Below are 23,993 nucleotides of genomic sequence, written 5' to 3'. Positions count from 1 at the left end.
AACGAGGAGATCAAACCTGAAAGGGCGGACCTGTCCGCCCTTTTTGGCTGTGAAGGAGTGTGAGTGGATGTGAAGCGAAGGACGAGGATGACCACGCTGTTTTTGCTGCTTGTTATCATAGCGGGAGGAGCAGCTTTCTATATTTGGAGTGCGTTACAGCCTGTTCAGCCGAAAACGCAGCCTGTTGCATTTACGGTAGTGAAGGGAACAGGGACCTCAGCTATTGCAGATACGCTGGAGCAAAAGGGACTTATACGTAATGCGCTTGTGTTTAAGGCTTATGTAAAATTCAAACAACAAGGAAATGCATTCCAGGCCGGGAATTATGAGGCGCAGCCTGGCATGACCTTTGATCAGCTGATTGCCAAGCTATCGGCAGGGGACGTTGTCAAAGCGGAAATGATTCGTTTTACAATACCGGAAGGTTATACGATCAGACAAATGGCTGATAAGCTGCAAAAAGAAGGACTGGCGGACCGGCAGCAATTTCTGCAGTTGGCCAACGAGCCGTCCGCTTTTGACGTCCCGCTGGTGCGGGATATTCCGAAGCAGGCAGGGCTCCGCTATGCGCTGGAAGGTTATCTCTTCCCGGAAACCTATGAGCTGAAAAAAGGCAGCACAACCAAGGATATTGTTCAGGCGATGCTGGAGCAGACGCAAAAGCGTCTGGATACCATACCCGATTTGGATGCCAAGCTGAAGCAACGGGGCGAAACGCTGCATCAGCTGCTAAGCGTTGCATCTCTGGTGGAGCGCGAGGTGGTTGTGGATGATGAACGGCCTATAGTGGCTGGAGTCATTTATAACCGACTCAAGCAGGACAAGAAGCTGGAAATTGACGCCACCGTTCAATATATGCTGGATAAGCAGAAGGAACGGCTGTATTACAAGGACTTGGCTGTAGAAAGTCCTTATAATACGTATTTGCATCCGGGACTTCCGCCAGGACCGATTGCAAGTCCGAGCTTGAAATCAGTGGTGGCGGCCTTACAGCCGACAGCTACGGATTATTTATTTTATGTGACCAAAAAAGACGGAACACATGAACATTTGTTTGCCGCCACATATAAAGAACATTTGCATAACATTCAGGTAAGTAACCGTAAGACAAAATAGGAGGTGAGCCTGTGGCTTACAAACCCGAACTATTGGTAACCGCCAGCTCTCCGGAGGATGCCCGCCAAATGCTGAAGGCCGGAGCAAATGCATTGCTTATTGGTGATGACCGCTTTGGCATGCGGCTACCGGGACATTTTACACCGGATCAAATTCGTGAGGTTGTAGAAGAGGCACGGAAGCATACGGCACAGGTATACGTATCTATGACAAATTTGATGACGAACGAGCTGTTGCCGCTCCTTCCCGAATATGTGCAGACACTTGCTGGGTGCGGTATAGATGCCATTGAGTTTAATGATCCGTCGGTACTCATGGCGGTGAAGGAGTATGCACCCCATCTGAAGCTGTTTTGGAACGGAGAAATGATTTCCACCAACTTCGCAACCGCCAACTATTGGGGCGAGAAGGGTGCTTCGCGCGTTATTTTGGCCCGTGAGCTCAGTATGGACGAAATTACGGAGATGATTCCGAAGCTGAATATGGAGGCACAGGTTCAGGTACATGGCATGACTAATATTTATCATTCCAAGCGTAAGCTTGTACAAAGCTACATGCTGCATCAGGGACGCCCGGTAGAAGGCGATCTGGGCAGGGAGCGCGGCTTGTTCCTGATTGAAGCCGAACGGAAGGAAGAGAAGTTCCCCATTTATGAGGATATGAACGGGACTCATATTATGAGCTCGGATGATTTCTGCATCATGGAGGATTTGCATTTTCTGATGGAGGCAGGCGTTCACAGCTTTAAAATCGAAGGGCTGCTAAAAACTACGGCTTACAATGCAGCAGTTGTTCGTGCTTATCGTAAAGCCATTGACACCTTTACAGCTGATCCGGAAGCTTATGCATATGATGAAAGCTGGCTGGATGAGGTTCGCCGTCTTCAAGACCCTGAACGGGAGCTATCCTTCGGATTTTTCTATAAAGAGCAGGTTTATTAATACTACATGAACACACAAGGGGGGAACGTCATGGGAACGTTGACCAAAACGAGAAAATATAATGGCAAGCGGAACCGTCTGGATAAGCCGGAGCTGTTGGCTCCTGCCGGAAATCTGGAAAAGCTGAAGTTTGCGGTCCACTATGGCGCAGATGCTGTATATATTGGTGGACAAAAATACGGTCTGCGTTCTAACGCTGACAATTTTAGTTTTGAGGAAATGCGGGAAGGTGTGGAATTTGCCAACAAGTACGGTGCCAAGGTGCTTGTGGCCACGAACATCTATGCCCACAATGAAGATATTGCCGGGATCGAGGAATATCTGCGCAATCTGTACGAGGTAGGGATTCATGCTGTGATCGTTGCTGATCCGGCCATTGTATCTGTGGCATTGCGTGCTGTTCCGGGATTGGAAGTGCATTTGAGCACACAGCAGTCCACACTGAACTGGCAAGCGGTAAAGTTCTGGAAGGGCGAGGGACTGCCGCGTGTTGTCTTGGGACGTGAGACCAGCTTGGAAGAAATTGAGGAAATTAAAAAGCATGTGGATATTGAGATTGAAGCTTTTGTCCATGGTGCGATGTGTTCTTCATTCTCTGGTCGCTGTGTGCTGTCCAATCACTTTACAGACCGAGATTCCAACCGTGGGGGATGCTGTCAGTCTTGCCGCTGGAAATACGACCTGTTCGAGGATGCCCGCCCGGGCGAGGTGTGGATATCTGAGGAAGAGGCGCAGGATAACAATGTGCTGAAACAGTTTCAGCTTGGCGTTAACCAGCTTCCGCTGTTTGAAGAAGGCGATAACGCTTTTTCAATGGGTTCCAAGGACCTGTGCATGATTGAAAATATTCCCGATCTGATTGATGTCGGTGTAGACAGTTTTAAAGTGGAAGGACGCATGAAGTCCATTCACTATGTGGCTACGGTCGTGAATGTCTATCGTCAAGCGATTGACTCCTATATGGCTGATCCTGAAAATTATGTGCTCAAGCCAGAATGGGTTGAAGAGATTAACAAGGCAGCCAATCGTCCGCTGAATACAGGCTTTTTCTACGATACACCGGATCATGAGGATCATATTTATGAACCGGAAGAGAAGGCAGTGCCTTATGATTTTGCCGGACTGGTCATGGATTATGATGCTGCGAGTGGCATCGCAACGATTCAGCAACGCAATCATTTTAAGCCGGGTCATGAAATTGAATTTTTTGGTCCGAACGGAACGTTCTTTAAACAAAAGGTCGGAACGATCTGGGATGAGGAAGGCAATGAGCTGGATGCTGCACGTCACCCGCTTCAACGGATTAAAATGAAGGTAGATCAGCCTGTATCGTATTTTGATATGATGCGTAAAAAGAAGTGAATAGGCCCTAAGACGCGGGCAAAAAGATTCAAAAGTCTCTCCTATCGGTTGGAGAGGCTTTTTTTTGAATACCTTTCTAGGAAAAAAGTTTCACAAAATTTAGTCATTCCACAAAGGAAAGCTTCATTCCTTGTCGAATAGTTCCGATAGACGTTATATAGATAACAGATACATAATGGATGACGTGGAACAGGAAACTAATCATATAGTGGTAGGTGAGAGGAATGGGTTTTCGGAAAAAAGAGGGGAATACAACAAAGAGGCAACCAAAGAAAACGGATCTCATGAAAGGTAGCAAGGTGACAACGGATAAAGGGGCACAAGTGGTTAGGGTGTCCTCGAAGGTTCTCCCCTGGGTAGCTAAAGCCACTCGTAAAGGCACATCTAAATTAAAGCGCTTACTTAAGACGGAAAAGTACAGTAAGGATTTCATGCATTTAGTCAAAAACTATAATCCGATCCGTTCAGTTGGGATGAAGTTGTTCCTGATCTTTTTTGCGGCAATTATGGTATTTGTGGTCAGCTTGGGGATGCTTTCATACTACAAGGCTAAAAGTACGATTGAGCAAAATGCGGCTACAGCCTATCAGCAAACCGTTCAGCAAACTTCGGAAAAGCTGGATATTATTTTGGAACGTTTTCAAGATACCTCGACACAGGTATTTTTTGATACAGAATTAAGTGATCAGCTGCAAAAGGCGTCAAAGCAAGAAAAAAATTCTTTTGAATCTTTTGTTGCCATGGGTGAAGTAAACAAGAAGTTAACGAATCTTGCTTTCACAAATAAAGCGATTGATTCATTGTACTTGTACCCGGAAGAAGCCAGTTTAGCTGGGATGGGCACAGGAACACAAAAGGATGTACGACAGGAAGCATGGTTTAAGGATATTCTTAAAAACAAGGGAATTGTTTGGTTGCCTACGCAGGTGAATGACAATGGAAGCAAGACCTTTCGTCTGGCACGCTCCATGAACAGTATGTCCGGGTTGGGAGGGACTTACGTTCTGGTTATGGATTTAAAGTCCAGTGTGGTGGAGGACGAGTTGAAAAGTGTTAATTTGGGCTCAGGCAGTATGATTAGCCTTGTGACAGACAAGGGCGAATTTGTAGGCTCTAACGTAGATAGCTTGTCAGGAGGAAAGAAAAAACTGGATTACGTTTCCAAGCTTGAAGGGATCGAAGGAACTCAATTTATGGAGCAGGAAGCAAATGGGGAAGAGCAAAATGTGCTTACGGTTCATAATACGCTGGGAACCTCCAAGTGGATTCTCGTGGGTGTAGTACCTGTATCAGAGCTGGTTAAAGACGCTAGGGGGATTTTAACGACGACCTGGATATTTGCTGCAGTAGCTGCACTCATTGCATTGTTCATTGGCCTGTGGATCGTACGCCTTGTGGCGCGCCCGTTGACCCATTTGAAAAATTTAATGGTCGAAGGTGCCAAAGGTAACTTGCAGATCCGAACGAACTACGAGGCTCAGGATGAAATTGGCCAGTTGTCTGTCAGTTTTGACATGATGATGGAGCAAATTACATTGCTGGTAGAGCAGACGAACGCGTCGGCTCAGGAGGTTCTGGATACAGCGACGGAACTGAGTGATGCCTCGAAGAAGACGGCTATTTCAGCCAAGGAAATTGCAGCCGCAACTGAGGAAATTGCTCATGGCTCCACCAGTTTGGCAACCGAGGCTGAACGTGGCAGCGGACTAACGGGGAATATATCTCAGCAAATGGATGTGGTGATGGCTTCTAATCATGAAATGAGCTTGGCCGCACGGGAGGTTGAACAATCCAGTGAAAAAGGGACGATTCAGCTGAAAAACCTGTTAAGCAAGACGCGGGTTACTGAAGAAACTACGCATGCTCTGGTAGGCAAGGTAGATGAGCTGAAGCAGACCACTTCCGATGTCTTTAAGGTGCTGGACGTATTACAGGATATTGCTAAACAAACGAATATTCTATCGCTGAATGCGACGATTGAAGCGGCACGGGCGGGAACCGCCGGACGTGGCTTTATGGTGGTGGCGAACGAGGTTCGGCAGCTGGCTGAGCAATCACGTCAAGCCATTCATACGGCCTCAGGCATTATTAACAACATCATCAATGAGATGAATGAAACGGTTCAGGCCTTATCCGAGGTGTATCCGCTGTTCCGTGAGCAGATGGGAGCCGTGCAGGTGACGACGGACATTTTCCAATCGGTGCAGCAGCAAATGGGAGATTTCGCGCTTCGATTGGGAACGGTCACCTCATCCATTCAGGAATTGAGTGAATCGCAGACAACTTTATCTGAGGCGATGACCAATGTAAGTGCAGTAGCCGAGCAATCCTCGGCCACTTCGCAGGAAGTCGCTTCTCTGAGTAATGAGCAGGCAAATATCGGTAATCAACTGGTAGGCTTGTCTGATAAGCTGGAAGGCGTATCCGTGAAGTTGAAGGAGCAGCTTTCGCGGTTTACGGTGTAAATGTAACGGCAGAAAACCCATTCCCGAGCTCAAAAGGTGGAATGGGTTTTCTTTTTTAACTACAGGACATACTACTGGAAAAAGATGAAAGAAGGATGCGTGTGCCGAGGCGTGGCAACAGCTTTATGCGAAAACGTCGAATTGCATATATGGCCATGGGGATGATGGCGCTGCTGCTCATTTTACTACTCCGACTGGCTTGGCTCCAAGGGACGGCGGGGATACATATGTCTGCTTACGGGGGACATTCGCTGAAGGAAATGTCTATGCGTCAGCGTCAGGAAGGAATTGCTATCGACTCTGGGCGTGGGCAGCTCACGGATCGATATGGACAGCCATTGACGGGTGGTGTCGTATGGGCGCCAGTGCTTTTTCCCGATGTTGACGGCAAAGCGGCATTGCATGGTGGAGAGCTCGCCAGGCTGCTGCGGACGAACAAGAAGCAACTGTTGACGCAGTGGAAAGGTCTGCAATCACCGCTATTATGGCGGGATGGGCGCGGAGAGCCCGTACAAATCAGGCCGAATGAAGCGGGCAAGCTGCTAGAGCTAGCCCCTTCGCTCATCGAGCTTGTGCCTTATGCGAAACGCTACACGGATCTTCCCAACGGCAGGCAATGGCTTGGCTTTTTGTATGAGCGTGCCGACCGAGCGGGTGAACTGCCGATCGGCGCAGCCGGGCTGGAAAGAACGCTGGAGCCGCTGCTGAGTGGCGTGGGTAAAACGTTCGTCTCCCGGTTTGTGGATGCGCAGCGTCGTCCGCTGGCTAATACACCGCTGCGGGTCAGTGCTCCAGCCAATGCTCACTATCCGCTACAGGTGCATACCACCATTGATCTTTCCTTACAGGAGCAGCTTGAAAAGCTGACGGAAGCCAATCACCTGGCAGAAGGTGCGGTGGTTGTACTTGATGCCGGTAATGCGGATGTGCTGGCGATGGTGTCTCGTCCTTTTTATAATCCCGTTCGTGTTGATCCGCAGCAAACGACAGACTGGTCGAATCGCGCGCTCAAGGCGGTAACACCCGGTTCCATTTTTAAACTGGTTACGGCTGCAGCTGCACTTGAATCAGGTGTTGTCCAACCGAAGGAGCAGTTCCATTGCCATGGAACCTATGGCAAGTACGGTTTGACTTGCTGGAAAAAAGAAGGACACGGCACCCTGAACCTGGAAGAGGGGCTTGCCGTATCCTGTAATATCGTGTTCGCTCATCTTGGTGAACGGCTTAAACCTGAGCAAATTCAGGCTACGGCTTCTGCGCTGGGATTGAGCCGAACAGTGGGCTGGCAGGAGCGAAATCTTGCAGGGCTACCGCAATTCAGACCGCTGGATCACGAGGAAAAGGGAGCCGTATTCGGCTCCCATACTAATGCGGCAGATCGGGGCGTACGTGTACAGACAGCGATCGGTCAGCGCGACGTGCTGGTCACGCCCCTCCAAGCCGCCAATCTCATCGTCACCTTGCTGCACGACGGCCAGGTCCATGCTCCACGCCTTGTGAATCGCATCAGCTACGCAGACGGAGGCACCATGCTGGAGCTACCTGCTCATGCTTCACCAGCACCCCAGGGAAGCCATCAGATTCATGCTTCCACGGCTCGCACGCTTCGCGAGGCGATGGAGGAAGTTGTGGCCCACGGCACCGGCGTATCCTTGCGTGATAAATCATGGCATCTGGCTGGAAAATCGGGTACAGCCCAAGCCTTAAAGGACGGTCGTCCCGTAAATCACCAATGGTTTATCGGTTATGGTCCGGTAGAGCGACCTCGTTATGCCGTTGCCGTCCTGGTGCAAAATGCTCCAAAGGACTCTGCCAATCAGGCTACTGCACTGTTCGGACAGGTGATGGATCTGCTGGCTCAATTCTCCTCAGCTCCACGAGCAGTCTCACGGTCTTCCTCCTGAATTTTGACAATAAACGGGAGTTCATCAAATTCTTCTGTCGGAAATCGAATCCATTGTTGCAGATAGCCTTGCTGCCACAATTCCTTGAGTAAAATAATCAGAATCGGAGACAAGATTAATCCGGCCAATCCGAAAATGGATAACGATATAATGGCAAAGGAAAGCATCAGATAGGCAGATGAGACACCGATGGAATTTCCAGTAATTTTAGGCTCTGCCAATTGGCGGACGATCACCGCAACAGCCATGACAATAAGCAGCCCGATAGCCAAGCCGGTATTCCCTGTGATGAACAAATACACTGCCCACGGAATAAAAATAACAGGCACACCCAGCAAGGGGAGAATATCAAACAAAGCTGCCACAAGTGCCAATGACAGGGCATTATCCACTTGCAAAATGAGTAAACCTATAAATACAAGAATAAAGGTAATCCCTACCAGTAAGGCTTGAGCCTTCAGAAAGGCGGAGATCGCTTTAAGCACGTGGTTTTTTAGAAAAAGGTAAGCCGTTTTTAGTGTCTTGGGAGTTTTACTCCGGGCAATTCCCTTCCAGAGATTAATTTCCATGCTTAAAAAGAACGCTAAAATGATTGCGACGGCAAAATTACCCATAAAAACAGTGAAGGAGCTGAGAAATTGTATGAAAAAGGATAATCCGAGCTGTGCCCATTTGGTAGCAATCGTGGTCGCAGTCGCAAAATATTCATTCACACGTTCGGTAACACCCGAGGGTAAAGCAGCAATTTTATCTTGAGAAAGATGAAGAATTCGTGTGAATTCCGTTTGGATAATCTGGGTATAATGTGGAAGGTTTTGCGCGACTTTCGTGAATTGCGTGACCAGAATCAAACCCAATCCGAAAAAAATAGCGAGTAAAAGGATGATGAACAGCAACACGGAGAGCGCGGAGGCGAAGTGCTTCTTCATCCCCTTGCGATGGAAATAACGGGCTGCAGGTTCAATGCACCAGAACACGACGAACGATAGGAATACTGGTGCCGCAAGCTGATACAGTTTACTGGATACGAACATAATTAAATACACGGTTAATACAATCAGACCGATATCAAAAACGGTGCGCCAATATTTTTTGTACAATGGAAGCATATGTATACAACGACTCCTTTGAGATTTTTACTTATTGTACACTAAATTGGACTTCATTGCTGATTATGCAACAGCATGCTTGCGCTTTATGATAATATATAAGTAAGTGAGTTTTTCACAGGAAGCCAGCTTGGGAGTTCAGAATAGAAAAGTGGGGATAAAAACGTGCAGACTTTGCTGTTATGGATGTTTTACATTTCAACTTTTTATGCTTTTATTCCAGCGCTAGTCAGTCGTTTTTTTGGATTCAGAGTGTTTCGACGTGGCAAAAGCGAGCAAGAATTTGCGCTTACCTTTGATGATGGTCCTGATCCGGTGTATACACCGCAGTTGCTGGATTTATTGAAGCGTTTTGATGCCAAGGCCACTTTTTTTGTCGTCGGTATCAATGCGGAGAAGCATCCCGAGCTTCTAAAACGCATGCATGATGAAGGTCATCTGATCGGTATTCATAATTATGTGCACAAATCAAATTGGCTTATGCGACCGGTTACTGTCAGAAGACAGATTGCCCAAACAGAGGCAGTCATTCGCCGGGTAACCGGAAAGGGAACGACCTTCTACCGTCCGCCATGGGGAATTGTGAATTTCTTTGATATTTCTAAAACGAATGGTCGTCGAATTGTATTATGGTCCTCCATGTTCGGAGATTGGAAGGCGAGCATTGGAGCCAAACAGTTAGCGGAGCGGATGCTCAAAAAGCTGAGGGGTGGCGAGGTGATGCTGCTCCATGACTGTGGTACGACATTGGGGGCAGACGAAGAAGCTCCCCAGAATATGCTAATCGCGTTGGAGGAGCTTCTGATGGTCGCCCAAGAACGGCAATTGCGCAGCGTACGGGTGGATACATTATTTTGTCAGCCTGTTTATATTTCAGCTGCCGATGAGGTAGCCAGTACGGGCTGGTTCAAAAGAATGCTGGTATTCGGATGGCTGCTCTACGAGCGGCTATTCCACACTTTATTCCGGCTTCGCCCCGTAAGCAAGGAGGATACGATTTTTTATTATCGTCGCCGCACCTATCATGGACCAAATGTAAGCATGGAGAACGGCAGGTGGCTAAAAAAGGGAGACCCGATAGTCGAGCTTCATTTTGATAATAAAATGTTGTTTCATTTAGGTTCGACGGCAAAGTCTATGGTGCACTTGGCTATTCAATTAATCCGAATAGTGAAGCGGCAGCTTCCTGATCTTGCCCACCAGCTTGTACATGATTCTGGAATGAATGGTGTAAAGGCAGTCTATGCAGTAAGTATGATTCACCGCGGACCGGAGAGGCTGGGATTTCAAATTCAAGAGTTACCCAAAGGACTGTTCAAGAAGGCGTCGACCGTATATTTAAAGCTGTTATTTAGTGTCATCCATCCTTCGGGACCCGAGCAGTTGAACGAAAAAAAAGAGGTGATGGTACCGAAAATGATCGTGATGCCAATTGATACTTTGTTTGATCGTTTTCACCAAGAGGGACCCTATCAAATAGATCAAACTCCTGGTCAAGCCAATCAACGCGATGTTGCACATATGCTCCAGGGTGAAGTGAATGATGAGGTTAGCTCCATTTAGACAGCGGTTAGAGCTTCACAAGCAGCAGACACAGGATCAAAGCGGTTAACCTAATACGAAAAAGCCTCTCACCCCCTGTTATCAGGGAGCGGGAGGCTTTTTAGCTGTTCATAAAGCATATTTTATTATAAAACATATCTTAGCCAAGCATTAGATTTTCATAATTCCGCCGTTGCTTGCGTTCGTTACCAGCTTGGAATAACGTGCCAGGTAGCCAGTCTTCACCTTCGGCTCGAAGCCTTTCCAGTTGGCACGGCGACGTTCAAATTCTTCGTCCGAAATTTGCAGCTCAATCTTACGGTTGTTCAGATCCAGCTCAATAATATCGCCGTCTTCAACAAAAGCGATAGGACCGCCCTCAGCGGCTTCAGGGGAAATGTGACCGATGGAGATACCACGAGATGCACCAGAGAAGCGTCCGTCTGTAATCAGCCCCACCTTGGCACCAAGCCCCATGCCCACGATTTGCGAGGTTGGAGCCAGCATTTCAGGCATACCCGGTCCGCCCTTAGGACCTTCATAACGGATAACAACAACGTGTCCTTCCTTAATTTTACCGTTGGCGATGCCAGCCAGTGCATCTTCCTGTGAATCAAAGCAGATGGCAGGACCTTTGTGATACCCCTTAACAGAAGGATCAACTGCACCGACTTTAATAATGGAGCCCTGTGGTGCCAGATTACCGAATAGTACAGCCAGTCCGCCGCGTTCGGAATAAGGGTTGTCCAGCTTGTGGATGACATTCGTGTCGAGAATTTCCTGTCCTTCTACGTTTTCACGAATAGTTTTTCCGGTTACCGTAATACAGTCGCCATGCAGTGCGCCCGGTTTCTTCAACAGTTCATTCAGCACTGCGCTTACGCCGCCTGCATTATGAACATCCTCAATGTGATAATCGGAAGCAGGTGCCAATTTGGACAAATGAGGTACGCGGTTGGCGACTTCATTAATACGTTCAATAGGGTAATCCACTTCAGCTTCATGAGCCAGTGCCAAAGTATGCAATACCGTATTGGTGGAACCGCCCATTGCCATGTCCAACGCAAATGCATTATCAATGGCTTCTTTAGTTACGATATCACGTGGTTTAAGATCCAGCTTGATCAATTCCATCAATTGGCGTGCAGATTGTTTGACGAATTCTTTACGCTCTTCTGCCACTGCAAGAATGGTACCGTTACCTGGCATAGCCAGACCCAGCGCTTCAGCGAGACAGTTCATGGAATTGGCTGTGAACATTCCTGAGCAAGAGCCACAGGTTGGACAGCCGTATTGTTCCAATTCAAGCAAGCTTTGGTCGTCAATCTTACCTGCCTGGAATGCACCTACGCCCTCGAAGACAGAGGTCAGGGAGATGGAGCGTCCATTTTTGTCTTTACCAGCTTTCATAGGGCCGCCGCTGACGAAAATAGTCGGAATGTTAACACGCAATGCACCCATCATCATGCCGGGGGTAATTTTATCACAGTTAGGAATACACACCATGCCGTCAAACCAGTGAGCGGAAACGACGGTTTCCAGAGAGTCGGCGATAATTTCGCGGCTTGGCAAAGAATAACGCATACCAATATGTCCCATGGCAATGCCGTCATCTACGCCGATGGTGTTAAATTCGAAAGGTACACCGCCTGCGTCACGAATGGCCTGTTTGACAATTTTGCCGAATTCCTGCAAATGAACGTGACCCGGTACAATGTCAATATACGAGTTGCATACCGCAATAAACGGTTTGTCAAAATCTTCTTCCTTAACGCCTGCTGCGCGTAGCAAGCTGCGGTGAGGAGCGCGGTCAAAGCCTTTTTTAATCATATCGGAACGCATTTTCGTCTTTGCTGTCATGATGCTGGTTTCCCCCCAAAGTATAAAAATGATATGGCGTTCAATAGACGCCGTTAATAGCGCAGATGTTTTCTAAAGAGTCTATCATAGATGTGAGCTTTTTTCTACATATTTGAAGATTTCGAGAAGTGACAAAAAGTGAATGTGAAAAAGCCCACACCGCTATACAACGGGTGAGCTCCAGTTGGTTTCTATGATTAAAGAAGGGCTTGATATGAAGCGAGCTAAAAAAATTATGCAGATCGTCTAAAAGGATAAGGAGCTGGTTTAAGCATCCAATCTACTTGTGGCTCAACCAGAGGCCGTGTTGCCATCCGAACCCAAGGCATGGTCAACAAACAGCACAGACCTGCTGCACACACTACGATTAAAATAATCTCCACCGGTGTATCTATATATTCGTAGACTCCCTTCGCAACAACGGTACGGACGATCAGGCCATGGAGCAAGAAGACGTATAATGTCCGCCGGCCCATCTCGGTGATACGTCCTGTGATTGCTGGAACTAAGCCTAAAAACGCCATGGAGGCTATGAATTGAACGCCATACATGCCGATACGGTAAATCCCTGCGTACCATTCGGTATGGCCCAGCTCGCCATAAGTCATGCTGCCATACAGCCAGCCTGCAGGGATGCCGAAATACGACGTTCCCGCCAACACCATGAGCAGAAGGGATACAGCACCAGCGATGATTCGGACTGGAGCTGTAAAGAAGCGTTGAACGTCTGCATAATTCAAATGATATCCTGCTATAAAATAAGGTAAATAAATAAAGGTTCTGCATACGCTTAGCCATACACCCTCCACAGGGAGATATCCGACAAGGATGCCCAGTAGTACGGATATACCCAATTGCAAGACAGGTGGCACTCCCCGCAAAGCGAGCATCAACAGTCTCCAACAGATATGGCTGGCGAGGAACCAGAGCAGCAAATAAGGTGCGAAAAAAGAATGATGGATACGTGGAACGTGAAAGAGTGCAACATCCAATACAGAATAGAGCGATTGGAAAATAAGATATTGCATACCAATCTGTAGAAGAACTTTACGGCCTGCCGGTCCCGCCAGGGAGGACTTGGAAAAATAGCCTGTAACGAGCACGAACAACGGCATATGGAACATAAATATCCAGCTGAACCATTGCTGGGCGATATGAAATGAACTGGCCAGCGGCTCCAGAGCATTTCCTACAAACACGCATATGATCAACATAAATCGCAAATTGAGAAAGAAGCTTTCCCCCTGTACATCATGGCTTGTCGTCATGGGTTTCCCTCCGAACGGCATTCAGCCGTGTAAACTATTTAAAAAATAATTCTTTACAAGGAACAAGGTACGATACTCTGGACTTAACTATTGTGATTTAATTCACAATGGTAAGCGTTATCATGTCCTTATTATGTGGCGAAAGATTGAACAGCGGATAAAGATAGGCCAATACTAGGAAATATTTGCTGATTTGACCCTGAATGGACAACGGTGTTACCCTAACATGGCTATAGTTACGCTGGTGAATACAGCTACACATTGTATATTCAAAATTATTCAAAAGATGAAACACGAGGCAGGCAAGGTGAAAGGAACATTTTAAATGAGAAGAAAAACAAGAAGATCATACCATTCATATGGGACACGCGGTCCCCGAAAAATATGGAAAATACTCCTGGGCATCCTGATTGTTATTGTGCTGATCGCAGGCTGGGGAGCATGGAAGGTGTTTACACCTTATCAGCCTGATGAGAAGGCTGTAGCTGCGTTAGCAGAAGCCGCTGATGCTGTGAAGGTAAATGAACAAGAGCATTGGGTGGGTTTTGAGCCCGCCAAAAGAAACGGTGCTGGAGTCATTTTGTACCCGGGAGCGCTGGTGAAGCCCGAAAGTTACGCACCTTTGGCACGGCGTCTCGCGGAAAAGGGCCATCATGTGATCATTGTTAAAATGCCGTTGAATTTGCCGCTGGCTTCCCCCGATTTGGCGGGTGAAGTGCTCAAGGCTTATCCGAAGGAAGCATTTGTCATTGGAGGCCATTCGTTGGGTGGTGTGATGGCGGCCCGCTATGCTGCTGCACACGCTGACCAAATCAAGGGCGTATTTTTTCTCGCCTCCTACACGGACAGCAAGGGCAATTTAAAGGATAAGAATCTGCCGGTCATTTCTCTCCTGGGAAGTGATGACGGAGTTATCAATATGGACCAGGTTCAGAGTGGCAGAGCCTATTTACCAGCCAATACGTTATATTTTACAGTGGAGGGAGGCAATCATGCCCAGTTCGGCAGCTATGGAGCTCAAAAAGGCGATCATGCGGCAGCCATTGATGCCGCGGAGCAATGGAATCAAACGGTATCGGCTTTACAGGACTGGATGAAGAGTGTAGATGAGGCTCCTAAAAACCAATAAAGGAGGCATACTGCATGTCTGAGCTGATCGTGCAGGGAAAACGGTATCCGTGCCGTGGCATTTTGTTAGATAAGGATGGCACGCTGCTGGATTTTATTCAGTTGTGGGGCCCTTGGGCTCGTTCTATACTGGATATGATGGAGCAGCACCTTGTCTTGTCGGGTACCGGTTTTACAGTGGAAAAAGATAGTGTTCTGGGCACGATTCATGACCGGGAGGGGCGCGTGATCGGCTATGATCCTTCCGGTCCGTTGGCTATGGGAACGGTGGATGAAAGTACGGGCGTACTCGCTTGGCAGCTGTATGCTGCCGGTGTGCCGTGGAATGAAGCTGTGCGGCTTGTCCGTGATTTTAATAAAACGGCGATGGCTGATATTCGAAGACACCGGGCAGCGAAGGTGTTTCCGGGGTTGCGGACGTTGCTGGAGCAAAGCCGCCGCGCCGGGGTGAAGCTGGCGGTTGTGACCTCTGACAGTACAGAGGCCGCACAGGAGCATTTGGAATGGATGGGGCTAACATCCTATTTTGACGAGGTCATTGGGCACGATAGGGTTACATACGGCAAGCCTGACCCGGAAATGGCTGAAAAAGCCTGTACTTTACTGGGATTGCCACCATCGGATGTGGTTGTCATCGGAGACAGCAACGGGGATATGCAGATGGGCAAGCGTGCCGGAGTGCGGCTGGCTATTGGATTTGCGACGGAGCCCGAACGTTCGGCTCATTTGCTGGATGCGGACATGGTTATCCGCGCATATGAAGAACTGGAGGTGCGTGAAACATGGACAAAGTAAAAATGTTGGCTGAATGGATACAGGACGCGCAAAATATCGTTTTTTTCGGTGGAGCCGGGACATCGACGGAAAGCGGTATTCCGGATTTTCGTTCGGCGGCCGGCTTGTATCAGAATGAGGAAAAACTGCCTTATTCCCCGGAGGTTATGCTGAGCCGTTCTTTTTTTGTCAAGCATCCTGAAGTGTTCTTCGACTTCTATCGCAGCAAAATGCTGCATCCCGATGCGGAGCCGAACGGCTGCCATCGTTTTCTTGCGTCCTTGGAACACCAAGGCCGACTTAAAGCGGTGGTGACACAAAATATTGACGGGTTGCATCAGGCCGCAGGCAGTGTAAATGTACTCGAACTTCACGGTTCGGTGCATCGCAATCATTGCATGAAGTGCGGGCGCTTTTATAGCCTGAATGAGGTGATGGACAGCACTGAGGTCGTACCCAAATGTCCGGTGGACGGGGGAATTATCAAACCGGATGTTGTTTTATATGAGGAGGAGCTGAATCAGGATACGATTGTTCGATCCGTTCAGGCCATTTCGCAGGCCGATCTGCTGTTAATTGGGGGAACGTCGTTGACCGTGCATCCTGCGGCAGGTCTGATCACTTATTTCCACGGTAAACATACGGTTCTGCTTAATACCGACCCCACCTCCTATGATCACAAGGCGGATCTCCTTATCACTGATCCGATTGGACAGGTTATGGCACAACTCGCTGATCAATTGGGGTTGTAATCGTTTTCTTGTCAACGGTCGCATAAAAGCGCTATAGTATTGTTGTACCGGACATAACCGTACTTTAAGAATGTTTCGAGAGAGGCAGGGATAGCATGGTTTATTTGGCTGACGATAATCGTTATAAAAGCATGAAATATAACCGCACAGGGAGATCAGGCCTCAAACTGCCCGCCATTTCGTTGGGCTTGTGGCACAATTTTGGCGGAATCAACAACGCGGAGAATGGCCGCAGCATGATTACCCGATCCTTTGATTTGGGAATTACGCATTTTGACCTCGCCAATAACTACGGCCCTCCAGCAGGATCAGCAGAGGAATTTTTTGGACAAGTATTAGCTAGTGATCTGAAACCCTACCGGGATGAGATGGTCATTTCAACCAAAGCAGGCTACTACATGTGGCCGGGACCTTATGGGGATTGGGGCTCTCGCAAGTATTTGATTTCCAGTCTGGATCAGAGTCTGAAGCGGATGGGGCTGGACTATGTCGACATCTTCTACTCTCACCGTTTTGACCCTGATACACCGCTGGAAGAAACGATGCAGGCGCTGGATCATATCGTACGTTCCGGCAAAGCGCTGTATGTAGGTGTATCTAATTACAGCGCGGAGCAAACGGCAGAAGCCGCTCGTATTTTGAAGGAGCTGGGAACACCGCTTCTGATTCATCAGCCAAAATATTCTCTGCTCGATCGCTGGATTGAAAACGGATTACAGGACGTACTGGACGAAAACGGGATAGGCAGCATTGCCTTTTGCCCGCTGGCTCAGGGATTGCTGACCAATAAATATTTGAACGGCATTCCAGAAGATTCACGTGCGGCGAGTACGTCAGTCTTCTTGAATGAGAGCCATGTGACGCCTGAAACACTTCGCAAGGTACGTGCTCTCAATCAAATGGCAGCTGCGCGCGGACAAAGTTTGGCTCAATTCTCGTTGGCCTGGGCTCTGCGCGGTGAACGACTGACCTCCGTCCTGATCGGGGCCAGCCGTGCCAGCCAAATTGAAGAAAATGTTGCCACCTTGTCCAATCTGGACTTTTCACAGGAGGAACTGGATCGGATAGATTCCATTTTGCATACGGGGAACACCCAGGATTAGGATAGAGCACAGCCTAAAGGCCAATGGACATTTCGACATCATCGACACTATGTACATTCTGTCATAAATACTATACACGTAACAGCCCGCATCGTTGAAGATGCGGGCTGTTTGTCATATTGTGAACCATGCTGAATCTATCCTCCGTGACCTTGGCTGCAAAAAGATCAATTGTCGGGCTGAGTGTGCAGACTTATGCAGTCTCTAAGCCTATCCCTAAGACTGTGGATATTGTTTAACCTTGTTTCGATACTCGGTGGGTGACTGACCGCAGAAGCGCTTGAATTGACGCGAAAAATACAAAGCATCCGTTAATCCAACCGAGGCGGCTACCTGCTCCACAGACAGCTCGGGACGCTCACGCAGCAATTGACGTGATTTGTCGATTCGCAGCTTGAGCAGATAGGTCACGGGGGAGACGCCCGTCTCCTTCTTGAATATTCGTGACAAGTACGCACGATTATACCCAAGTCCTTCAGACATTTGCTCAATGGAAACGGGGTGTGCATACTGGGTGGACATATACTGAACCATCTGCTTGACTGTGCGTCGAATTTGTGAATCTGCTCCCGACGGATCAGACCAGTCACTCAGATGATTACCTGCTTCTCCCATGATCAGATACAAATAGCCGAGTGCTGAAAGATGAGAGCTGGATTTTCTGCTGTAAAAGGCCAATTGCATTTGCTCCAGATAACCGGGAATGGGATTGTGATCGGAAGCATGGAAGACAGGCTGATGAACGCGCAGTCCTGCTTCCTGTACCACCTGCTCGGTGAGGTATCCGGTAAATGCTGACCAACGATAGCGCCACGGTTCTTCTTCATCCGAGGTATAGCTGACAAGCTGACCGGGATGGATCAGAAAAAAATCGTTTTTTTCAAGTTGGTATGTGTGCTGTTCCGTTCGGAAAATACCTTTCCCAGATTCGACAAAATGAAGAAGATAGTAATCATAGAGCTTGGGCCCGACGGCATGACCTGATTTGGTTTGGCTCTTCCCTGCAAAGAGCACATGCAGCGGGCTATTTTCGTAAAGAACCGGATTGGAGGCGACAGCATAACTATATGAATGCGCTTGCAAAATAGGGTCATCCTTCCTACATTTGTGAATAGTTTAGCGAATGCGGTATACTTACATTGTACATGTCCAAGTCACATTTATCCATAGCTTCAACACATGGATGCATTACACTGTGTGGCGCTTTCATTTATACTGAGTTCATAAGAGATGTCAACCTGATTATGATTTTTACAGGGAAGTCAGGGGGATCTTTACTAACGTGAATGAGGTGGATGTGGATATGAACTCTGCTGAATTAAAGAAACATTTTATTGAAAAATATGGTGAAAGCAGTCATGAACTGCGGATATTTCACGCACCTGGGCGGGTCAATCTGATTGGAGAGCATATCGATTATAACGGTGGCTATGTACTCCCGGCTGCGCTGGAATTCGGAACGACACTGATCCTTCGTGCGCGTAATGATGATGAGATTCATTTTGCTTCGACAAACCTTTCGTATGAAGGTTCTATTCCACGCGGAGAGATAGGCAAAAGCAAAACCGATGAGTGGGTGGACTATCCGGTCGGTGTGTTGGTAGAGCTGGCTGAAAAGGAAGTTTATCCGTCTAGTGGATACGACCTGCTCTATCATGGAGAAATACCAAATGGTGCCGGATTATCCTCCTCTGCCTCCATTGAGGTTGTAACAGGATATGCGTTCCTTACGATCGAAAAACAAGAAACAGATACCGTCGAAATTGCTTTGTTGTCCCAGCGGGCAGAAAACAATTACGTTGGTGTCAACTGCGGTATTATGGACCAGTTCGCTGTCGCGAATGGAGCGGCTGATCATGCCATTCTGCTGATGTGCGATACGTTGGAGTACCGTAAGGTGCCATTCCGCACCGGTGCCTATAAGCTGGTGATCGGCAACACGAACAAGCGCCGCGGGTTGGTGGACTCAGCTTATAACGAGCGCCGCAGCCAGTGTGCCGAAGCGCTGTCCATTTTGCAGCAGCAGGAGCCGACATTGGAATACCTCGCTCAGTTGGATGAAGCCCGTTTCGGTCAGCTACAGCATCATATAGCGGATGAAACGGTGCGCCGCCGGGCACAGCATGTGGTAGAGGAAAATGCGCGTGTGCTGACCTCTGTCGATGCGCTTGCGGCCAATGATCTCGCAGCTTTTGGTCAGCTGATGAACGCTTCACATGATTCATTGCGCGATTTGTATGAGGTCAGCTGTACGGAGCTGGATGTCATGGTTGAGGAAGCACGACGCATTTCAGGCACACTGGGTGCGCGTATGACAGGAGCCGGATTTGGAGGTTGTACGGTTTCATTGGTTCATGAAGATGATGTGGAACGTTTTGTGCAGGAAGTAGGCGAAGCTTATCAGACCCGGACAGGACTGGAAGCCAGCTTTTATGTATGTAAGGCGGGAGACGGAGTTAAAGAACTGAAGGAGGACGAATAACATGGCGATTTTGGTCACAGGCGGAGCGGGATACATTGGTTCACATACGGTAGCAGAACTGTTGGATCGAGGGGAAGAAGTGGTTGTGCTGGACAATTTGCAGACCGGGCACAAGGCAGCACTGCTTGGGGGCAAGTTGTATGAAGGGGATTTGAGAGATAAAGAGCTGTTGTCCAAACTGTTTTCCGAAAATAGCATCGACGCGGTTATCCATTTTGCAGCCAACTCGCTGGTTGGGGAAAGTATGCAAAATCCTGGGAAATATTATGACAACAATGTGTTTGGCACGTTGAGTCTGCTGGAGGCTATGAAAGAAGCGGGAGTACGCCGGATCGTGTTTTCTTCTACTGCTGCTACCTATGGCGAACCGGAAAAGGTGCCGATTGAAGAGGGCGACCGTACAGAGCCGACGAACGTGTATGGTGAAACGAAGCTGATGATGGAGCGCATGATGTCCTGGTTTGATAAAGTATTGGGCATTAAATATGTGTCCTTGCGGTATTTTAATGCGGCTGGCGCACATGAGAGTGGCAAGATCGGTGAAGATCATCGCCCGGAAAGCCATCTGATCCCATTGGTGCTCCAAACAGCACTGAAACAGCGTCCACACATCTCCGTGTTTGGTGATGATTATGCGACACCGGACGGGACGTGCATCCGTGATTATATTCACGTCAGCGATCTGGCAGATGCTCATATGCGTGCAGTCAACTACTTGCGTGAAGGAAATGACAGCAATGTGTTCAATCTGGGTAATGGACAGGGCTTCTCAGTGAAGGAAGTCATTGAGACGGCGCGCAAGGTCACCGGACTTGATATTCCTGTTGTTACAGAACCACGCCGTGCGGGTGATCCTGCGGTATTGGTTGCATCTTCTGACAAGGCTCGTTCCGTGCTTGGCTGGAGTCCGAAGCGGACCCAACTGGAGGATATTATTAGCGGAGCATGGGGCTGGCACCAGTCGCATCCTCAGGGCTACGGCGACGAGTAGACAGGAGACGATGACATATGAGCGAGAATCAATCTGCAGCCAAGAGCCAGGACCGGGAGCATACCCGGCATCTGGCCCACGACATAGATGAAACGATGCAGCAAGCAGCTCTATATGCGGTGGAGCAATTGGTTGCATTCGCGCAAAAACGGGGCTTGATCAGTCCGCAAGATATAGATTACAGCCGTAATTTGCTGCTGGAGCAATTCGGGTTCTCGGAGCCTTATTCAGGTGGGGAGGCCGGGGGCATTACTGCCCCCGAAGTTCTCCAGCCTGTGCTCAATATATTGATTGATTATGGCTTTGCCATTGGACTTATTCCTGAAAACACAGATACGTATCGTGATTTGCTCGACTCCAAAATCATGGGCTTGCTGATGGCGAGACCTTCTGAGGTCGTCCGTGACTTTCAGCAAACGGAAGCTGAACGTGGCATAGAGGCGGCGACCGATGCTTTTTATCAGCTGTGTATCGACTCGAACTACATTCGAATGGACCGGGTTGCCAGCAATGTGTACTGGAATCAGCCGACAGCTTACGGGGATATGGAAATTACGATTAACCTGTCCAAGCCGGAAAAAAGTCCAAAGGAAATTGCGATGGCGAAGCTGCTTCCACCGCCTGTTTATCCCAAGTGTCAATTATGCCGTGAAAACGTCGGATATGCCGGAAGAGTAAATCATCCGTCCCGTCAAAATTTGCGCATCATTCCGGTAGAGCTGAACGGGGAACCGTGGTTTTTTCAATACTCACCTTATGTGTATTACAACGAGCATTGCATCGTGTTCCATCATGATCATGTGCCAATGAAGCTGACAAAGGACACGCTGCGGCGGTTACTGGCCTTTACGAAAGCGTTTCCGCATTATTTTATCGGTTCCAATGCGGATCTGCCGATTGTTGGAGGATCGATCCTGACCCATGATCATTTTCAAGGCGGGCGCCATACATTCCCGATTGAAAAAGCAGGTGTGGACGGCGTGTACTATAATAAAACGTTTCCGCAGGTAACGGCAGGCATCGTGAACTGGCCCATGTCGGTGATCCGCTTTACATCAACGGATGCCGAGGAGCTGTTGGAGGCAGGAAATGCTGCTTTTGAAGCCTGGAAAGCTTACAACGATCCTGCAGCCGACGTTCTCTCTCATACAGAGCAGGAGGGGGAAACGGTTCCGCATAACACAGTAACGCCGATTGTGCGCCGGGATTCTGAAGGAAGGTTCCAGATGGATCTGGTGCTGCGCAACAACCGAACAAGTGATGAATACCCGGAAGGTATTTTTCATCCTCACCGCGAGATGCATCACATCAAAAAGGAAAATATCGGTCTGATCGAAGTGATGGGACTTGCCATATTACCGGGGCGGCTCAAGGAAGAACTGGATGGAATTGCAGATATTTTGTGTGGAAACGACGAGTTGGCTGCTGCTATACAGGAGGAAGGACATCCACTGTTCAAACATGCAGACTGGATTGATCAGTTAAACACCCGTTTTGGTCGCTTGCCTGATAAGGAGATGGCTGTCCGTACCGTGCAAAATGAAGTTGGGCTGAAATTCAGCGAAATTCTGGAGCATGCAGGAGTGTATAAACGGAATCCGTCCGGTCAGCAGGCCTTTGGTCGTTTTATGCAACAATTAGGATACACCTTGGGAGAATAAAATCAGTTGCACGACGCATACTACATTACGAGAACCCTCCCAAGATATGACATGGAACCATGCTCCTTTAGGAGTGTGGTTTTTTTTCTGAATAATAATGCTGATTTGTTTCCTGTAACTGATAAGGTTATAATAGAGGAGTTTCTTAACATTAAACTTTGAAAATATTGGAGGCGAGCGTTTGCGATGAAAGCATTTGAATTTTATAATCCGACACAATTGATCTTCGGTAAAGGGCAATTGGAAGCTCTCAAGCGTGAAGTTCCTAAATATGGTAAACGTGTATTGCTTGTATATGGCGGCGGCAGTATTAAACGCAGTGGTTTGTACGATAATGTAATAAGTTTGCTTGGTGAAATCGGCGCAGAGGTAACGGAACTGGCTGGTGTAGAACCAAATCCTCGCTTGTCTACCGTACATAAAGGCGTGGAATTGTGTAAAACACATCAAATCGATCTCGTATTGGCTGTGGGCGGCGGTAGTGTGCTGGATTGCTCCAAGGCCATCGCTGTCGGCGCAAAATATGATGGCGACATGTGGGATTTTGCGGAGCGTAAAGCGGCTGCAAAGGCGGCATTGCCATTAGGTACAGTGCTGACGATGGCAGCAACCGGTTCCGAAATGAACGCAGGTTCTGTCATTACGAACGAAAAAACACAGGAGAAATTGGGATGGGGCAGCGTATATGCGTTCCCTGCGTTTTCCATTCTTGATCCAGTGAACACGTACTCTCTGCCGCGAGATCAAACCGTTTACGGAATTGTGGATATGATGTCACATACGCTGGAGCATTATTTCCATTTGGAATCCAATACTCCGGTTCAACTGGGCTGGTGTGAAACGCTTTTGCGTACGGTTATTGATGCTGCTCCGGGTCTGGTTGACGATCTGGAAAACTACGAGTTGCGTGAAACGATTATGTATTGTGGTACGATGGCGCTGAACGGCTTCCTGAACATGGGGCTGACAGGTGACTGGGCTACTCATAATATTGAGCATGCTGTGTCTGCTGTGTATGATATTCCACATGGCGGAGGACTGGCTATTCTGTTCCCGAACTGGATGAAACATAATCTGCATGTGAAGCCAGAACGCTTCAAGCAACTGGCTGTGAATGTATTCCATGTAAACCCGGAAGGCAAGAGTGATGAAGAAGTAGCGTTGGAAGGTATTCAGGCGCTGCGTGATTTCTGGAACTCGATTGGTGCGCCAAGCCGTCTGGCAGATTACGATATCGATGCTTCCAAAATCGATGTTATGGCGGATAAAGCTGTAAAATTTGGAGCTTTCGGTGGCTTTAACAAGCTCAATCGCGAAGATGTAGTGGAAATTTACAACGCTTCCCTGTAATTCGGTTTCGGATCACTTTAAGCACGTTTGTACGTCATTTGATGTAGGGACGTGCTTTTTTGGGTTTCATGTTTTTTGGGTTTCATGTGTGGTATTGGAGGAAAATTTTGAAACTTTTTTAGGTTGAATACGTAAACATAGTTATAGGCTGGAAACCAGACTGAAAAGGTACATGGAAGGAGGAG

The 23,993-nt window shown here is 48.2% G+C and carries 18 protein-coding genes; 14 read left to right on the top strand and 4 right to left on the bottom strand.

The annotated features are described in order from the left end of the window. Positions 1 to 87 precede the first annotated feature (87 nt). From mltG to BAZ21_RS21225, 5 genes are all read left to right on the top strand, one after another. The gene (gene mltG / locus BAZ21_RS21245) at positions 88 to 1,116 is read left to right on the top strand and encodes an endolytic transglycosylase MltG (protein WP_068504921.1); all 1,029 of its coding nucleotides are present in this window, start codon (positions 88 to 90) and stop codon (positions 1,114 to 1,116) included. An 11-nt stretch (positions 1,117 to 1,127) separates the two neighbouring features. Further along, positions 1,128 to 2,057 carry a peptidase U32 family protein gene (locus BAZ21_RS21240; RefSeq protein ID WP_068504920.1) on the top strand — a complete coding sequence of 310 codons (930 nt, stop codon included), beginning with the start codon at positions 1,128 to 1,130 and terminating at the stop codon, positions 2,055 to 2,057. 30 nt (positions 2,058 to 2,087) lie between these two features. Then, positions 2,088 to 3,419, top strand: coding sequence for a peptidase U32 family protein (locus tag BAZ21_RS21235; protein WP_068504919.1), 1,332 nt, complete (start codon positions 2,088 to 2,090; stop codon positions 3,417 to 3,419). A 224-nt stretch (positions 3,420 to 3,643) separates the two neighbouring features. Then, positions 3,644 to 5,884 carry a methyl-accepting chemotaxis protein gene (locus BAZ21_RS21230; protein ID WP_068504917.1) on the top strand — a complete coding sequence of 747 codons (2,241 nt, stop codon included), beginning with the start codon at positions 3,644 to 3,646 and terminating at the stop codon, positions 5,882 to 5,884. A gap of 95 nt (positions 5,885 to 5,979) precedes the next feature. Then, entirely contained in the window at positions 5,980 to 7,788 is a 1,809-nt protein-coding gene (locus tag BAZ21_RS21225; protein WP_068504915.1) for a peptidoglycan D,D-transpeptidase FtsI family protein, read from the top strand. On the opposite strand, the gene BAZ21_RS21220 is transcribed toward BAZ21_RS21225, so the two are convergent. Further along, entirely contained in the window at positions 7,743 to 8,897 is a 1,155-nt protein-coding gene (locus BAZ21_RS21220; protein ID WP_068504913.1) for an AI-2E family transporter, read from the bottom strand. The two genes, BAZ21_RS21225 and BAZ21_RS21220, sit on opposite strands and share 46 nt — an antisense overlap. 165 nt (positions 8,898 to 9,062) lie before the next feature. Here BAZ21_RS21220 and BAZ21_RS21215 point away from each other — a divergent pair, with 165 nt between their 5' ends. Beyond that, on the top strand, positions 9,063 to 10,460 hold the full coding sequence (locus BAZ21_RS21215) for a polysaccharide deacetylase family protein (RefSeq protein ID WP_068504911.1): 1,398 nt from the start codon (positions 9,063 to 9,065) through the stop codon (positions 10,458 to 10,460). 150 nt (positions 10,461 to 10,610) lie between these two features. Here the strand turns inward: BAZ21_RS21215 and ilvD are convergent, their stop codons facing one another. Together ilvD and BAZ21_RS21205 are read right to left on the bottom strand one after the other, a co-directional pair. Further along, positions 10,611 to 12,299 (bottom strand): dihydroxy-acid dehydratase, encoded by a 1,689-nt coding sequence (gene ilvD / locus BAZ21_RS21210; protein ID WP_068504909.1) that lies wholly within the window; start codon positions 12,297 to 12,299, stop codon positions 10,611 to 10,613. Positions 12,300 to 12,532: 233 nt separating this feature from the next. Beyond that, on the bottom strand, positions 12,533 to 13,567 hold the full coding sequence (locus tag BAZ21_RS21205; RefSeq protein ID WP_068504908.1) for an acyltransferase family protein: 1,035 nt from the start codon (positions 13,565 to 13,567) through the stop codon (positions 12,533 to 12,535). Positions 13,568 to 13,892: 325 nt separating this feature from the next. Here BAZ21_RS21205 and BAZ21_RS21200 point away from each other — a divergent pair, with 325 nt between their 5' ends. The 4 genes from BAZ21_RS21200 (at position 13,893) to mgrA (ending at position 17,324) form a co-directional block, all read left to right on the top strand. Continuing rightward, on the top strand, positions 13,893 to 14,696 hold the full coding sequence (locus tag BAZ21_RS21200) for an alpha/beta fold hydrolase (RefSeq protein ID WP_068504906.1): 804 nt from the start codon (positions 13,893 to 13,895) through the stop codon (positions 14,694 to 14,696). Between the two features lie 14 nt (positions 14,697 to 14,710). Beyond that, complete coding sequence (locus tag BAZ21_RS21195; RefSeq protein ID WP_068504904.1) at positions 14,711 to 15,490, top strand: HAD family hydrolase; 780 nt, start codon at positions 14,711 to 14,713, stop codon at positions 15,488 to 15,490. Continuing rightward, a complete protein-coding gene (locus BAZ21_RS21190; protein WP_068504902.1) occupies positions 15,478 to 16,221 on the top strand; it encodes an NAD-dependent protein deacylase in 744 nt (247 codons plus the stop codon). The genes BAZ21_RS21195 and BAZ21_RS21190 overlap by 13 nt, the downstream gene beginning before the upstream one ends. A 95-nt stretch (positions 16,222 to 16,316) precedes the next feature. Further along, entirely contained in the window at positions 16,317 to 17,324 is a 1,008-nt protein-coding gene (mgrA, locus tag BAZ21_RS21185) for an L-glyceraldehyde 3-phosphate reductase (protein WP_068504899.1), read from the top strand. A 216-nt stretch (positions 17,325 to 17,540) separates the two neighbouring features. On the opposite strand, the gene BAZ21_RS21180 is transcribed toward mgrA, so the two are convergent. Then, positions 17,541 to 18,407 (bottom strand): AraC family transcriptional regulator, encoded by an 867-nt coding sequence (locus BAZ21_RS21180; RefSeq protein ID WP_068504898.1) that lies wholly within the window; start codon positions 18,405 to 18,407, stop codon positions 17,541 to 17,543. A 220-nt stretch (positions 18,408 to 18,627) separates the two neighbouring features. Between BAZ21_RS21180 and BAZ21_RS21175 the strand changes: the two genes are divergently transcribed. From BAZ21_RS21175 to BAZ21_RS21160, 4 genes are all read left to right on the top strand, one after another. Then, the gene (locus tag BAZ21_RS21175) at positions 18,628 to 19,806 is read left to right on the top strand and encodes a galactokinase (RefSeq protein WP_068504942.1); all 1,179 of its coding nucleotides are present in this window, start codon (positions 18,628 to 18,630) and stop codon (positions 19,804 to 19,806) included. A 1-nt stretch (position 19,807) separates the two neighbouring features. After that, positions 19,808 to 20,797 carry a UDP-glucose 4-epimerase GalE gene (gene galE, locus BAZ21_RS21170; RefSeq protein WP_068504896.1) on the top strand — a complete coding sequence of 330 codons (990 nt, stop codon included), beginning with the start codon at positions 19,808 to 19,810 and terminating at the stop codon, positions 20,795 to 20,797. A 17-nt stretch (positions 20,798 to 20,814) separates the two neighbouring features. Further along, a complete protein-coding gene (locus tag BAZ21_RS21165; protein ID WP_068504894.1) occupies positions 20,815 to 22,458 on the top strand; it encodes a UDP-glucose--hexose-1-phosphate uridylyltransferase in 1,644 nt (547 codons plus the stop codon). Positions 22,459 to 22,644: 186 nt separating this feature from the next. Then, positions 22,645 to 23,808, top strand: a complete 1,164-nt coding sequence (locus BAZ21_RS21160) for an iron-containing alcohol dehydrogenase (RefSeq protein WP_068504892.1) — start codon at positions 22,645 to 22,647, stop codon at positions 23,806 to 23,808. The last annotated feature ends 185 nt before the right edge of the window (positions 23,809 to 23,993 follow it).

This window comes from Paenibacillus kribbensis (assembly GCF_001705305.1).
GTDB classification, from domain to species: domain Bacteria; phylum Bacillota; class Bacilli; order Paenibacillales; family Paenibacillaceae; genus Paenibacillus; species Paenibacillus kribbensis_B.
This window is presented reverse-complemented; position numbering and strand designations above follow the sequence as displayed.